This window comes from Campylobacter sp. IFREMER_LSEM_CL1846 (assembly GCF_025772105.1).
GTDB lineage: Bacteria > Campylobacterota > Campylobacteria > Campylobacterales > Campylobacteraceae > Campylobacter_D > Campylobacter_D lari_D.
Window position 1 is genome coordinate 37,514 of the sequence record NZ_JAKMRM010000013.1, and the last position, 14,729, is coordinate 52,242.

Below are 14,729 nucleotides of genomic sequence, written 5' to 3' on the forward strand. Positions count from 1 at the left end.
ATACAAAATCGTTATAATACCAAAATATTTTTAACTAATGCTTTTTAAGGAAAATTTATGAAAGTAGGTATAATCGGACTTGGCTTAATAGGTGGATCTTTGGGCCTTAGCTTGAGAGAGAATAAATTAATAGATTTAGTTTGCGGATATGATATAAACAAAGAATTTGAACAAATCGCGCTAGAGCGAAAATTAATAGATAAAATTGTTTCATTTGAAGAGTTAAAAAAATGTGATGTAATTTTTTTAGCTATCCCTGTAAGAGCTATTGTAAAAATTTTAAAAGAATTTCAAGATATTTCTAAAGATTGCACTATCATTGAGCTTGGAAGTACAAAAGAAGAAATTATTAAAAATTTACCATCTGATTTACAAAGTCAATTTATCGCAGCTCATCCTATGGCAGGAACAGAAAATAGCGGTCCAAATGCAGCTATAAAAGACTTATATAAAAATGCAGTTTGTGTTTTATGTGATGTGCAAAATGCTGATCATATTCATCAAAAAAGGGCTATAGAAATTTTTTCAGATTTAGGAATGAAGCTTGTATTTATGGATAGTATCGCGCATGATCATCATGCTTCTATCATTTCACACTTACCGCATGTGATTAGTTTTTCCTTGGCAAATTTTGTGATGAAAGAAGAAAATAAAAAAAATATAGCCCACCTAGGAGGTCCTTCTTTTAAAGATATGTGTAGAATTGCAAAATCAAACCCTCAAATGTGGAGCGGTATTTTTGAACAAAACAAACAAAATTTATTAAATTCTATTGATTTATTTCAAAAAGAATTACAAGAGTGTAAAAAAATGATAGAAAAATGTGATATAAATGAACTTGAAGCTTGGATTAAAAGTGCAAATAAGTTAAGAGAAATTCTATAAAATTTTTTATAATTTACTCTTAATTTGCTAAAGCATAATATATTTTTACAAAAATTATACAATGAAAGTGGAGAATATGGTTTTTACGCGTAAAAGATCAAATAAAAAATGGATTTTTCTAGTTTTTTTAATACTTTTAGCCTTTGGGGTTTTTGTGTTAAATACAAAGCTGTTTGAAAAAAATCCTCCATTAATCCAAACAAAATCAGATATTATTTATAGCAATTTAACAGATCCTATATCTATAGAAATAAGCGATGAAAGCGTTTTAAAAGATGTTAAAGTCACACTATTTAAAGCAAATGAATTAAATGGTGAAATGCTTGTTAATGAACATGTTAAAGGTAATAAAAAAAGTGTCCATTTTGATTTAAAACTACCAAAACCAGCTTATAAAGAAAATGTTGATTCTTATAAGCTTGTAATAGAAGCAAGTGATAGTAGTTTTTGGAATTTCTTTTTAGGAAATCAAGCGCTTAAAGAAGTGAAAGTTATCATTGATACCAAAAAACCATTTGTAGAAATTTTAGACAATTCTTATCAAATCGAACAAGGTGGAGTAGGTAGTGTGGTATTTAAAGCAAGTGATGAGAATTTACAAGAAGTTTATGTCACAACTGATAAAGACAAAATTTTTAAAGCAACTCCTTATGTGAAAGAAGGATATTATGCTGCTTTGATTCCTTGGGAGGCAACCGATGAGCATTTTAGAGCTTATGTGGTGGCAGTGGATAAAGCAGGTAATGTAAACAAACAAAGAATTAGATATTATTTTACCAATAAAAAATACCGTGTATCAAATATAAAAGTAAGTGATAGATTTTTAGATGGAAAGATTGAATTTTTAGCACAAAAATATGCTCCAAAAGACAGAGAGTTAAGCAGGCTTGAAAAATTTAAATTTGTTAATGAGGACTTAAGAGCTTCTAATGAAGTTATCATTCATGATATTACGAGTAAAGTTCCTGATACTATGATTAATAATTTTAAAGTCAATCTTTTCAAGCCTTTAAAAAATGGCCAAAAAGTAGCTGATTATGCTGACCATAGATTTTATTCTTATAATAATCAAGCATTTAGTAGTTCTTATCATATGGGACTTGATTTAGCAAGCGTAAAAGAAGCGCCTATCATTAGCAATAACGATGGTGAAGTGGTATTTGTACAAGAAAATGGAATTTATGGACTAAATATTATTATTTATCATGGTTTTGGGATTTATACTCTTTATGGACATTGCACTAATGTGGATGTAAATGTGGGCGATAGAGTTAGAGCAGGTGATGTTATAGGCACTACAGGCACTACAGGCTTAGCGCTTGGAGATCATGTGCATTTTGGTGTTTTGGTGCAAGGTGTTGAAGTGCGTCCTGAGCAATGGCAAGATGCAAAATGGATAAAAGAAAATATCTATAATGTATTAGAATCAAGCAAAAAAAGAATTTTGAGTGAATAAAAATGAATCAAACAACAATAGCAAAAGAAGTTAAAGGTGTTGGTATAGGTTTGCACAAGGGTGAGCCTATTAGTATAAAATTAGAGCCATTAGAAGCTGGTAGTGGTATAGTGTTTTATAGAAGTGATTTGGGAATTTCTTATGAAGCAAAGCCTGAAAATGTCATCGATACACAAATGGCTACTGTAATAGGCGATCATAGGGGTTATGTTTCTACTATAGAACATTTAATGAGTGCGATTAATGCTTATGGTATTGATAATGTGCGTATAGTTTTAGACGCAAACGAAGCTCCTGTAATGGATGGTAGCAGTATAGGTTTTTGTATGATGCTTGAAGAAGCAGGTATAAAAGAGCTTGAAGCGGCAAAAAAAATTTTAGTGATTAAAAAAAGTGTAGAAGTAAAAGAAGGCAATAAATTTGTGCGTTTAAGTCCTACGGATATGCCTATTATAAACTATACAATCGAATTTGATAATCCTATTATAGGCAAACAAAATTATTGTTTTGAATTTAGCAAACAAAACTACATAGAGCAAATAGCAAGAGCAAGAACCTTTGGGTTTTTAAAGGATGTTCAAGCTTTAAGAGCTATGAATTTAGGTCTTGGTGGAAGCCTAGAAAATGCTGTTGTGATTGATGATAATCGTATTTTAAACCCTGAAGGTTTGCGCTTTAAGGATGAATTTGTGCGTCATAAAATTTTAGACGCTATTGGGGATTTAACCTTGCTTGGATGTAGAGTTTTTGGAGATTATACTTCTTATGCAGGTTCACACAAGCTTAATCATCTTTTAACTAAAGAACTTTTAAAAGATCCTAGTATCTATGAAGTGGTAAGCTTAGAAAAAAGCACACATAAGGTTTATGAAAAGGTTTTTGCATAAAAAAGGTTACTTTGCTTTTAAATGCCATAGCAAAACCTTTAATGCTTGGTATTTATGAAAATGATTTATTGTTAAATACCATTGAAAGTGATTTAAAAGTTAGCGAGGTTTTACCAAAAATATTGCAAGAATTACTTTCACAATATGAGTTTGAAAAGCTTATTTATGTACATGGGCCAGGTTCTTACATGGGTATAAAAATTTCTTATGTTTCTTTTGAGACATTAGCCATAGTCAAAAACATTCCTTTAAAAGCAATCAGTGCTTTTGAGTTAAATAACAACACTCCTATATCTGCAAACAAACATTTATGTTTTGTAAAAAAAGACAATGGTGAAATTATTTTAGAGAAGACACAAGCAGGAAGTTTTTTTATGCCTCAAAGTTTAAAAGGTTTAAATTTAAGCAAAGAAAATACACCTTTTTATGTTTTAGATGCAATTAATTAAGGTAAAAAATGAAAATTTTAGTTCCTGCGACAAGTGCAAATTTAGGTCCTGGTTTTGATTGTTTGGGCTTGAGTTTAAAACATTTTAATCAAACTATAGTTGAAAAATCTAAATTTTTTAGTATTAACATACATGGAGAAGGTGAAAATAATATCTATCTTAAAAAAAATAATACTTTTGTTAATATTTTTTATGAAATTTATCAAAGACTTAGCGGTAAAAAAGATAATTTTCGTTTTGTTTTTCAAAATAATATCCCTTTAGCAAGAGGTATGGGAAGTTCTTCTGCTGTAATAATTGGAGCTATTGCTTGTGCTTATGAATTAAGCGGATTTAAAGCAGATAAAAATATCATTTTAAATGAAGCTTTAAAATATGAAAATCATCCAGATAACATAGCTCCAGCAGCTCTTGGAGGTTTTGTGTGTGCATTAAATCACAATCAAAAAGTCTTAGCTATAAAAAAAGAAGTAGATAAAGACTTACAAGCTGTTATAACTATACCAAATGTAGCGATGAATACTCAAAAATCAAGAACAGTTTTAGCTAAAAAAATTAATCTAGAAGATGCTGTTTTTAATCTTTGTCATGCTTCATTTTTAACTGCTTGCTTTTTAGAGAAAAAATATGATTTATTAAAATATGCAAGTTTAGATAAACTTCATCAAAATCAAAGAATGAAACTTTTACCTGAGCTTTTTGAAGTACAAAAATTAGCTTTAGATAATAATGCTCTCATGAGCACGCTTTCAGGCTCAGGTTCGAGTTTTTTCACTCTAGCTTATAAAGATGATGCTAAACAAATCAAAGAAAAAATCAAAAATAAATTTGCTAAATTTAGAGTTGAGCTTTTAGAATTTGACGATGAGGGCTTTAAAATTTGCTAAAAATTCCAAAAAAAAGATATAATTTTGAAAAACCATATACCCATTAGAATGTGCATTGTTTGCAAAGGTCGTTATGAAAAGCAAAGTTTGCATCAATTTCAAATAAAAAATTCTCAAATTATCACTAAAGTGGAATTTGGTAGGAGTTTATATATTTGTAATCCATGTTTTGAAAAAGATGAAAAAACATTGCAAAAGGCTTTTATGAGAGCTTGCAAAGGCAATTTTTATGGCAGTATAAATCAGCAGGATTTAAAGGAGATATTTTTTAATGACAGATGTAAAGATTAGCGAAATCGCTCAAGAGTTAGGATATACTAGTAAAGAAATTATAGAAAAAGCCAATGAAATAGGCTTAGAGGATATAAAATCCCCTAACAAAAAAGTATCTTCTGAAATCGCAGAAGCGATTTATCAATATGTGCAATCAGGTGAAATACTAGATGTGGTAAAAAAAGTGGCAAAGCCTAAAAAAGAAAGTGCGACTAAAAAAACTACTACTAAAAAAGAAGAAAGCAAAAAAGAAGAGAAAAAAACTACTAAAAAAGAAACAAAAACTCCTGTTAAAACAACAAATGAAAAGAAAGAAGAAAGTAAAAAAGAAGAAAAGCAACCTGAAAATCCTATTAAAAATGAAGCATTAGAGGAAAAAAAAGAAGAAATTAAATTCGATGAAAAACTAGGCTCTAATTTAAATTTAGCTAAAAGAAGAGGTTTAGTTATCGTTAAAAAGAAAAAAGAAGAAAGCAAAGAAAACCAAATAAACAATGAAGAAAAATCTAATATACAAAATACTCAAGGCTTGAGCCTTAGTATGATTTTTTCAAATTCAGATGAGAATTTAAAAAGAAAGAAAAAAGAAAAGAAAAATCATCCTGTAGCAAGTAAAAAAGAAAACACTACTAAAATGGATCTTTTAGGAGATAAAGACTTTGCTGATATTTCTTTAGAAGATGACGATATGGTAGTTTTACCTGATTTTAGTGTAAAAGAAAACAAACCAGCACAACCAGCAAACAAAAAACAACCAAATATCTTAAAGCAATCTTTAAATAACTCTATCAACCCATTTGGCGAGGGTGGTATACAAAGAAGAAGTCGTAAAAAACCACCTAAAAAGGTAGAGAAAAAAGAAAGTGAAGCTATAACAAGTGTAAGCATACCTAAAGAAATTCGTGTGTATGAATTTGCTGAAAAACTTGGTAAAAACACCGGAGAAGTTATCTCTAAACTTTTCATGCTTGGTATGATGACGACTAAAAATGACTTTTTAGATGAGGATGCTATAGAAATTCTTGCTGCTGAATTTGGAGTGGAGATTAATATCATTGATGAGGCTGATGAGTTTGATTATGTAAAAGATTATGATGAAAATCAAATAGAAGAAAATTTAAGCCAAAGAGCTCCGGTTATTACTATTATGGGGCATGTTGATCATGGTAAGACTTCTTTGCTTGATTATATAAGAAAATCACGCATTGCAAGTGGCGAAGCAGGTGGGATTACTCAGCATGTGGGCGCTTATATGGTGGAAAAAAATGGTAGAAAAATCACTTTTATCGATACTCCAGGCCATGAGGCATTTACTGCTATGCGTGCAAGGGGAGCTAGTATAACGGATATTGTTATTATCGTAGTAGCTGCAGATGATGGGGTAAAACCACAAACTAAAGAAGCGATTAATCATGCAAAAGCAGCTAATGTGCCTATCATCATTGCTATTAATAAAATGGATAAAGAAAACGCAAATCCTGACATGGTAAAAACCCAACTAGCAGAAATGGACATCATGCCAGTAGAATGGGGCGGAAGCCATGAATTTGTGCCAGTTTCAGCTAAAAAAGGTGATGGTATAGAGGATTTACTTGAAATTGTATTATTACAAGCTGATATTTTAGAACTTAAAGCAAATCCAAAAGCCCATGCTAAAGCAAGTATTATAGAATCTTCAGTGCAAAAAGGTAGAGGTCCTGTGGCTACCATCATCGTGCAAAATGGTACTTTAAGAGTGGGAAATACAGTCGTAGCAGGGGAAGCTTATGGTAAAGTGCGTGCTATGAGCGATGATCAAGGCAAAGCTTTAAAAGAAATAGGTCCAGGTGAGTGCGGGGTGATCATAGGTCTTAGTGAAGTAGCTGACGCAGGAGAAACTCTAATAGCTGTAGATAGTGATAAGCAAGCAAGAGAATATGCTAATAAACGCCATGAATACAACCGCCAAAAAGAACTAAGTAAATCTACTAAAGTAAGCATAGATGAGCTTGGTGCAAAAATCAAAGAAGGTAATTTAAAAGCCCTTCCTGTGATTTTAAAAGCAGATGTGCAAGGTTCGCTTGAAGCGATTAAGGCGAGTTTAGAAAAACTTAAAAACGATGAGATCAAGGTTAATATCATCCATAGTGGGGTAGGTGGTATTACTCAAAGTGATATAGAGCTTGCAAGTGCGAGTGAAAACTCTATCGTTTTAGGTTTTAATATACGCCCAACTGGTGAGATCAAAGAACGCGCTAAAGATAAAGGCGTAGAGATAAAAACTTATAATGTTATTTATAACTTGCTTGATGATGTAAAAGCCTTGCTAGGTGGTATGATGAGCCCTATTATCTCTGAAGAACAACTTGGTCAAGCTGAAATTCGCCAAGTGATCAGTGTGCCAAAACTAGGACAAATCGCAGGTTGTATGGTGACAGAAGGCACGATCAATCGTGGTGCGAAAATCAGGCTTATTAGAGATGGGGTTGTGGTATTTGAAGGTAATGTAAGCTCGCTCAAACGCTTTAAAGATGATGTAAGAGAAGTTGCAAAAGGCTATGAATGCGGTGTAGGCATAGAAGGTTGTAATGATATGAGAGTGGGGGATTATATAGAAAGTTACAAAGAAGTTGAGGAACAAGTAAGCCTATGAACCCAGCCGAAATCAAAAAGCTACGCACAGAAAGCATTTTAAAAGAACTTATACCAGAAGCTTTAGCAAATTTAGACAACGAAGCTTTAAAAAATTTGTGCGTAGTGGATGTAGAGTGTAAAAAAGGCAGATACGATGCTTTTGTGTATTTAGATAAAATGTTTTTTAATACCCAAGAGCAAGAAATCATACTCAACCAACTCAAAAAAGCCGCCCGTGCTTTGCAAAATTACTGCATGAGCGAGCAAGGGTGGTATAGATGTCCGAATTTTCACTTTAAATTTGATGATAGATTAGAGTATCAAAATCATATGGATGCTTTATTTGAAAAAATCAAAAAGGAACAAAATGAATCTTGAAGCACTTTGTAAAGAAGCAGGGCTTAGCTTTTATGATGATGAGCTAGTAAGTGAAAATGGTAGAAAGATTTATAGAATTTATGTGCAAAAAGAAGGTGGAGTAAATCTTGATGATTGTGCTAAGCTTAGTGAGATTTTATCACCTATTTTTGATGTAGAGCCACCTGTGAGTGGGGAGTATTTTTTAGAAGTATCAAGCTGTGGGCTTGAGAGAAAACTTAGTAAAATAGAGCATTTTGCAAAAAGCATTAACGAACTTGTAAAAATCACAACTAGTGAAAAAGAAAAAATCGAAGCAAAAATCATCGCCGTAGATGATGAAAATATCACTTTAGAAAATTTAGAAACTCAAGAAAAAACTACTATAAATTTTAGCGATATAAGAAAAGCTAAAACTTTTGTTATATGGTAAATTTAAGTTAAATATTAATATAATTTAATTATTTTTTATAAAAAACAAAAATCAAGGATGTTAAATGTCAAAAATATTTTCTGAAAATAACAAGAAAGAAATCCAAGATATTTTTAAAAAAATGATTGATTTGGCAATGAAATTTTACAATGATCGCAATTCTACTTTCAAGGACGACATAGAAGATATTCAAAATTTTTTGAAAGCTATGAGTGGAAATTATATACCGGATTGCAAACACTCCAAAAGGATGAATATAAAGGGTTTGCATTATATAAAGAATTTGAAGAAGAAGAGTATATAAAGTTTAAAAAAGGTAGATCTGCTTGGCATGGTATTTATATATGGTTTGGAGTGTCAAGGGATGATATCTATATGCGCATAGTTACCAAAGAAGAAGAGAAGTGTAATGCATTGCTTAAAATGCAAAAAGACAATATACTCGATTATAAATTTGAAGAAAAAATTGATAAATTTGAAGAAATAAAAGATAGGTTATTTGATGTATTTTTATACTTATCAAACTATATAAATAATTTATCTAAAGATGATTTTAAAATTATAAAGGACTATAATATGATGAAGAACAATACGCCTTTAAATCAAATTCTTTATGGGCCTCCAGGGACAGGAAAAACTTATCAAACGATAGATAAGGCTTTAGAGATTATATCAAAAGAAGAAAAAATACAAATTCCAAGCAAAGATGATAGAAAAAATAGAAAAGAATTATTTGATGAGTATGTAAAAAATGGGCAAATAGTTTTTACCACTTTTCATCAAAGCTATGGATATGAAGAATTTATAGAAGGTATAAAACCTCATATAGATAGCAAAGAAAATTCTAAGGAAGTAGAATACGAAATAAAAGACGGAATTTTTAAAGAACTTTGTAAAAAAGCTTTGGATAATTATGAGAATAGTATCTTAAATATAGATGAGTTAAATAAAAAAATAGAATTAAAGGAAAAAGTTGAAAATTTTTTAAATTGGCTTTTGGAAACAAATGAGCCTATTGGTAAAACAAAGGGTGGAAATTTCTTTGTTGTTGATATCAATGATAAAACGGTTATGATTTATAGTGAAGGAGTAGAGAGATTTGATGGAAATTTTAATTTAAGTATATCTATATTTATGGAATTATTAAAACACAAAGATGAATTTAATAATGCCGCTGAAATGTTTAAAAAAGTATTTGATAGAGATTATGCCGATAGAACTCATACTTATTATTTTAATTTAGTGAAAAAATTTAAAGCATATGAAAAACAATCAACTGCAAAGAATGAAAATAAGAAAAACAACGATAATTCTTTAAAACCTTATATAATAATCATAGATGAGATTAATCGTGGTAATGTAAGTAAGATTTTTGGTGAGCTTATCACTTTAATAGAACCTAGCAAAAGAATAGGTAAAGAAGAAGAGTTAAAGGTAACTTTGCCTTATAGTAAAGATGAATTTGGAGTGCCTAAAAATGTTTATATCATAGGCACTATGAATACAGCTGATAGAAGTATAACTTCACTTGATACAGCTTTGCGAAGACGCTTTGAATTTATCGAGATGATACCTAAACCTAATGTTTTGTCAGATAATTGCGAAGGTGTTAATTTGCAAGAATTATTAAAAGCTATTAATACTCGCATAGAATACTTGCTAGATAGAGAAAAGACTATAGGACATGCATTTTTTATAGGCATTGAGAATTTAGAGAAATTAAAAAATGTTTTTCAAAATAAAATCATCCCATTATTGCAAGAGTATTTTTATAATGATTATGCTTTGATTGACGCAGTTTTAAATAAAAATGGTATGTTGGAAAATGTTATTGTTGAAAATAAAGATTATTTAAAAAATATGACAGAATTTATAGAAAGTGATAAGGTTATTTATAAGTTTAGTGATAGTCAAAAATGGGATGAAGCTACTTTTAAAAAAATATATGAATAATGAAAACAATTAACACCTTTTCTATCATCGAATACCAAGATTTTTCTAAAGAAGATTTAAAAGAAATTTTCAAAGAAAAAGCTGAAATATTTTATAAAGAGCTAGAAGACTTCGCAAAAAATAATGAAAGTCTTCTAGGCTTTAAAAGTAAAAACGCCTTAAAAGCTAAAAATTATGTCGGCATTATACAGACTAAAAGCGGTGTTTTAGAAATTTTGCCAAAATGCACAAATTTGGATAGCTATAAAGAAAAAAAAGATAAATCTTTGAAAGTTTCAAAGAGCAAGTTAAATTATGCCTATACAATAAGCAATGGTAATAAATTATATACTAATTTTAGCTATTTTCAAGAATATAAAATTGTGAAAAACATTAAAATAAAAAAATGGTATAGTATAAAAGAGATAAATTTCAACCCCAAAAATCTTTTAATTAACATGCTAACAACCTTAAAAAATTTCCCTTTTAAAAAATCTCAAATTTCATCTTTGCAAATTGCTAAAATGCCTTTGTTTGAAGTATTTATCACGATGTTTTTAGATGAATTTGATAGTGTGTATAAAAAAGGTTTGATGAGATCTTATGTAAGTAGCGAAGAAAACAGAGCTTTCTTAAAAGGAAAATTACTTTTTAATGAGCATATAAAATCAAATTTAATACACAAAGAAAGATTTTTCACAAGTAGCGATGAGTTTGTTTTAGACATAGCTCCAAATCGCTTGATAAAATCAACGCTAAATTTTTTAAAATCCAAAACAAGCTTGAATAAATTTAAAATCATCAAAGCTATGCAAATGCTTGATGAGGTAGAATTTTCTACAAATTATGAAAAAGATTTTAGTTTTAAAATTTCAAGACATTTTGATTATTATGAAAATATACTTTCTTGGTGTAAGATATTTTTGCAAAATCAAAGCTTTGCTCCATATAAAGGCAAAAACGAAGCTTTTGCTTTGCTTTTTCCTATGGAAAAACTTTTTGAAAACTACGTGGCTTATATGTTTAAACTCGCCAATCCTAGTAAAAATATAAAAGCCCAAAGTCATGGAAAGTATCTAATTTCAAAAAATGATGAAAAATGTTTTATGTTAAAGCCTGATTTATATATAGAAAATAAAATGATCTTAGATACCAAATGGAAAATTCTAGATGATAGTGAAGATGAGAAAAAGCATGGCATATCGCAAAGTGATTTATATCAAATGTTTGCTTATGTAAATAAATACGAGATAAAGGAAATTTATCTCATTTATCCTCTATGTGAGAGAACTTTTGACTTAAGAGAGAAATTAAAAACTAAAGATATTAAGTTTTTAGCACAAGGTTTTTTAAAAGCTTGTGATGAGCATGTAAAGCTTAAGGTATTTTTTGCACCTTTACCTTTTTAGGAAGTAATATGAATCACGAATTTTATATGAATTTAGCCATAGATGAAGCTTGGAAATATCAGCTTTTAACCTACCCTAATCCAGCCGTAGGTTGTGTGATCTTAGACAAAAATGGCAAAATCTTAAGCATAGAAGCACACAAAGAAGCAGGCAAGGCTCATGCAGAACTTGAAGCAGTGAGTAAAGCCTTAAAAGCACTTAATCCAAATTTAGATTTACCACAAAATGCAAATGATTTGCATGAGTTTATTTGCAAAAATCATCAGGGGTTATTAAAAGGCGCTAGTGCTTATGTGAGTTTAGAACCTTGCAATCATCAGGGCAAAACCCCACCTTGTGCAAAGCTTTTTAGCACACTTGGTTTTAGTGAAGTTTTTATTGCTACTAAGGATGAGCATAAGCTCGCAAGTGGTGGAGCAGAGTTTTTAAAAGATCAGGGCATAAAAGTTCACATGGGAATTTGCGAGCAAAGAGCCAAAGAGCTTTTAAAGCCTTTTTTAAAATGGCAAAAATCAAGTTTTAAATTTTTTAAACTAGCCCTTTCTTTAAATGGCTCTGCTTATGGTAAAATCGTAAGTTCTAAAGCAAGTAGAACCTATGCCCATGCATTACGCTCAAAGCTTGATTTGCTTGTAGTGGGCGGAGAAACTATAAGACATGATAGGCCTATTTTAGATGCAAGGTTAGTTCAGGCTAAAGCACCAAATTTATGCATACTAAGCCGTCAAAATTTAGAAAGTTTTGATTTAAACATTCCTTTATTTAGCGTGCCCAAAAGAGAAATTTTTACAAGTATTCCTAGTGAAGCTAAGCTCATCATGTATGAGGGTGGGGAGAACTTTTTAAAAGCCTTTAAAGATGAGTTAGATATGCTTTTGATTTTTTCAAGCTCAAATTTAAATACCTTTGAAAATGTTAAGTTAGATTTAAAACTAAAGCCTTTACACAAAGGCTTTTTAGAAAATGATACTTATGGGTTTTATGAGATTATTAAATCTTAGTAGATTTTTTGTGAGCTTACTTGTGTGAAAAATTGCGCTAAAGTGTTAGCAAAAAAGCTAGCACTTTGCTCTTCTAATCGTTTTAAAAACTTATCTATAGCATCTTCTTTTTGCCAGATAGGGTTTTGCACTTTGGCTAGTTTTTCTAACTCTTTTTTGGCTTGCTCGTAATTGCTTATTTTATCAATGAGTTTTAATTTTAAAGCCTCATTTGCTAAAAATACTTTTGCATCAGCCCATGAGCTTGTTTGATTTAAATCTAGCTTGCGATTTTTAGCGACAAATTGTGTGAAAAGCTCATAGCTTTGATTAGCTAAATTTTGCAAAAAGTCTTTTTCATCTTTGCTCCATTTACGCATGAAAGTTCCTGCTTCTTTATAGCTTCCTGCTTTGATGGTTTGCTCATTTATACCAAGTTTTTGTGCAAGCTCACTTACTTCAAAGCCTTGCATAATTACCCCAATAGATCCTACAAAGCTAGCAGGATTAGCGATGATCATATCAGCTCCCACCGCGCTTAGGTAGCTTCCGCTTGCTATAGTTCCACCTGCATAGACTACCACAGGTTTTTTAGCTTTAAGATCTTGTATAGCTAAAGCTATTTCCATGCTTGGTGCAAAAGCTCCACCAGGGCTATCTATAAAAAGCAAAACTCCTTTTATAGCTTTATCGTCTTTGGCTTTGTAAATTTGTTCTAAAAGATTGCTCGCATCGCTAATTTCGCCTTTAAGATTAATTTGAGCTAGGTTTGCATTAGAAAGTTTGGCATTATCCCCGCTTGGAGTAAGGATTAAAAACACGATAAATAAAAACACAAAGGTTTTAAAATAAGTGTTGATATAAGAAATGGTTTTTCCGATTCCTTTAAAAAATGATTTTATAATCTGCATTCTTTTCCTTTTTAAGTTGTTTAATCAAAAATTAAATCCAAAATTTGACACCAAATTAACATTATACTGATTTTTATAAATTTCATTTAATAATTTTATATCAAAAAAGAATGTTTTATTTGGTTTGAAATTTAGTCCAAGGTTAATGTTGAGTAAGTTAGTATCTAAATCATAGTATTGTTTAAATTTTTGATTTTTAAAATCAATAAAATTTGCATTATTGCTTATCTTTTTTCCTGTTAATCTTTTTTCATACAATATAGAACCTGTTATAGTATTTTTATTTTCATCTAAATTTGGTAATACATAAGAAGAAGTAATCCCTAAAACTAAAGATGTGCTGTTGTGTTTTATACTATCGTAAGATTTTGAAAAAATTCCACCGCTTTCACTAAATGCATTTTGTTGAAAATAATTGTAATTAAAATATACCAAAGGAGTTAAATTTAAATTTTTATTATAACTAAATTCTTTTGCTACACCTAATTGGGTAGAAGTTATCAATCCATTATATGTTCCTTTTAAAGTATCTGAATTTAGTATATATCTTTGCATGTTGCTTGAGTATAATCCTATGCCAATACCGCTTAAAATTTTAAAATTTTCTAAATTCAAAATATAATTGCTTGATAAATTTGCGTTTTTTGTTTTGATATTAGATGTTGAAAAATCAACATTAGAATATGAAGTACTTAAATGCGTTACGAACATTGAAGAATTAATTTCTTTTCCTACGCTAAGATTGAGTCCATAGGAGCTTCCATGAAAATCATTACCATATATTTTTTTAAAACTAGGTCCCATTTGGAAGATATATGTTTGATTATCATAAAAATTAAAATTAGCTACATCACTTTGATATAATAAATTTGTCGGATAAGTATTACTAGCTAATCTAATATCCTCCATAGGTGTATTTATGAAAGTTGGATTAAGAGTCGAGAGCATGTTATTTTGTCCGAAATTACTGTAGGTGTTTAATAATTGGATTGAATTGGATAAATAATCATTTGATTCCAAGCTTTTTAGACTACTTTGAACGATTTTTTTATCTGCATTATCTAGTAAAATAAAATAATTTTTATAGTTTTCATTTAAGTTATCCATCATTCTAATGCTTCTTAATGCTTGTCCTATAGTGCTATTTTGAGTATTATACGCATTGTTTTTTATAATAGGCTTGACTATTATTTGAGAGTTATCATGTTCAGGTTTTGGTTCAGGTTTTGGTTCAGGTTTTGGTTCAGGTTTTGGTTC

Annotated in this window: 13 protein-coding genes and 1 pseudogene; 12 read left to right on the forward strand and 2 right to left on the reverse strand. The window is 30.1% G+C overall.

Annotated features, from left to right (window positions below; all coding sequences use genetic code 11):
- Positions 1-57: 57 nt before the first annotated feature.
- The 12 genes and pseudogenes from L8W40_RS06735 (at position 58) to ribD (ending at position 12,582) form a co-directional block, all read left to right on the forward strand.
- The gene (locus L8W40_RS06735; RefSeq protein WP_263659726.1) at positions 58-885 is read left to right on the forward strand and encodes a prephenate dehydrogenase; all 828 of its coding nucleotides are present in this window, start codon (positions 58-60) and stop codon (positions 883-885) included.
- 76 nt (positions 886-961) lie between these two features.
- Complete coding sequence (locus tag L8W40_RS06740) at positions 962-2,341, forward strand: M23 family metallopeptidase (protein ID WP_263728886.1); 1,380 nt, start codon at positions 962-964, stop codon at positions 2,339-2,341.
- A gap of 2 nt (positions 2,342-2,343) precedes the next feature.
- Entirely contained in the window at positions 2,344-3,228 is an 885-nt protein-coding gene (gene lpxC, locus L8W40_RS06745) for a UDP-3-O-acyl-N-acetylglucosamine deacetylase (protein ID WP_263665014.1), read from the forward strand.
- A gap of 41 nt (positions 3,229-3,269) precedes the next feature.
- Positions 3,270-3,677, forward strand: coding sequence for a tRNA threonylcarbamoyladenosine biosynthesis protein TsaB (locus L8W40_RS06750; protein WP_165955275.1), 408 nt, complete (start codon positions 3,270-3,272; stop codon positions 3,675-3,677).
- Between the two features lie 8 nt (positions 3,678-3,685).
- Complete coding sequence (gene thrB / locus L8W40_RS06755) at positions 3,686-4,564, forward strand: homoserine kinase (RefSeq protein ID WP_133319641.1); 879 nt, start codon at positions 3,686-3,688, stop codon at positions 4,562-4,564.
- A 24-nt stretch (positions 4,565-4,588) separates the two neighbouring features.
- Positions 4,589-4,855 carry a DUF448 domain-containing protein gene (locus tag L8W40_RS06760; RefSeq protein ID WP_133319640.1) on the forward strand — a complete coding sequence of 89 codons (267 nt, stop codon included), beginning with the start codon at positions 4,589-4,591 and terminating at the stop codon, positions 4,853-4,855.
- Positions 4,836-7,469 (forward strand): translation initiation factor IF-2, encoded by a 2,634-nt coding sequence (gene infB, locus L8W40_RS06765; RefSeq protein WP_263665016.1) that lies wholly within the window; start codon positions 4,836-4,838, stop codon positions 7,467-7,469. Before L8W40_RS06760 ends, infB begins: the two co-directional genes overlap by 20 nt.
- Positions 7,466-7,828, forward strand: coding sequence for a 30S ribosome-binding factor RbfA (rbfA, locus tag L8W40_RS06770; protein ID WP_039617407.1), 363 nt, complete (start codon positions 7,466-7,468; stop codon positions 7,826-7,828). The genes infB and rbfA overlap by 4 nt, the downstream gene beginning before the upstream one ends.
- Positions 7,818-8,240: a ribosome maturation factor RimP gene (rimP, locus tag L8W40_RS06775; RefSeq protein ID WP_263665017.1), complete on the forward strand. Its 423-nt coding sequence runs from the start codon at positions 7,818-7,820 to the stop codon at positions 8,238-8,240. The genes rbfA and rimP overlap by 11 nt, the downstream gene beginning before the upstream one ends.
- Before the next feature lie 594 nt (positions 8,241-8,834).
- Positions 8,835-10,193, forward strand: a pseudogene (locus L8W40_RS06780) (McrB family protein); the annotation flags it as partial.
- An 8-nt stretch (positions 10,194-10,201) separates the two neighbouring features.
- The gene (locus tag L8W40_RS06785) at positions 10,202-11,581 is read left to right on the forward strand and encodes an McrC family protein (RefSeq protein ID WP_412175459.1); all 1,380 of its coding nucleotides are present in this window, start codon (positions 10,202-10,204) and stop codon (positions 11,579-11,581) included.
- An 8-nt stretch (positions 11,582-11,589) separates the two neighbouring features.
- Positions 11,590-12,582: a bifunctional diaminohydroxyphosphoribosylaminopyrimidine deaminase/5-amino-6-(5-phosphoribosylamino)uracil reductase RibD gene (ribD, locus tag L8W40_RS06790; RefSeq protein WP_263665020.1), complete on the forward strand. Its 993-nt coding sequence runs from the start codon at positions 11,590-11,592 to the stop codon at positions 12,580-12,582.
- Here ribD and sppA read toward each other — a convergent pair.
- Together sppA and L8W40_RS06800 are read right to left on the reverse strand one after the other, a co-directional pair.
- Positions 12,579-13,472: a signal peptide peptidase SppA gene (gene sppA / locus L8W40_RS06795; protein WP_263665021.1), complete on the reverse strand. Its 894-nt coding sequence runs from the start codon at positions 13,470-13,472 to the stop codon at positions 12,579-12,581. The genes ribD and sppA overlap by 4 nt on opposite strands.
- Positions 13,473-13,496: 24 nt before the next feature.
- A partial coding sequence (locus L8W40_RS06800) for an autotransporter outer membrane beta-barrel domain-containing protein (RefSeq protein ID WP_263665022.1) occupies positions 13,497-14,729 on the reverse strand: 1,233 nt, incomplete at its 5' end.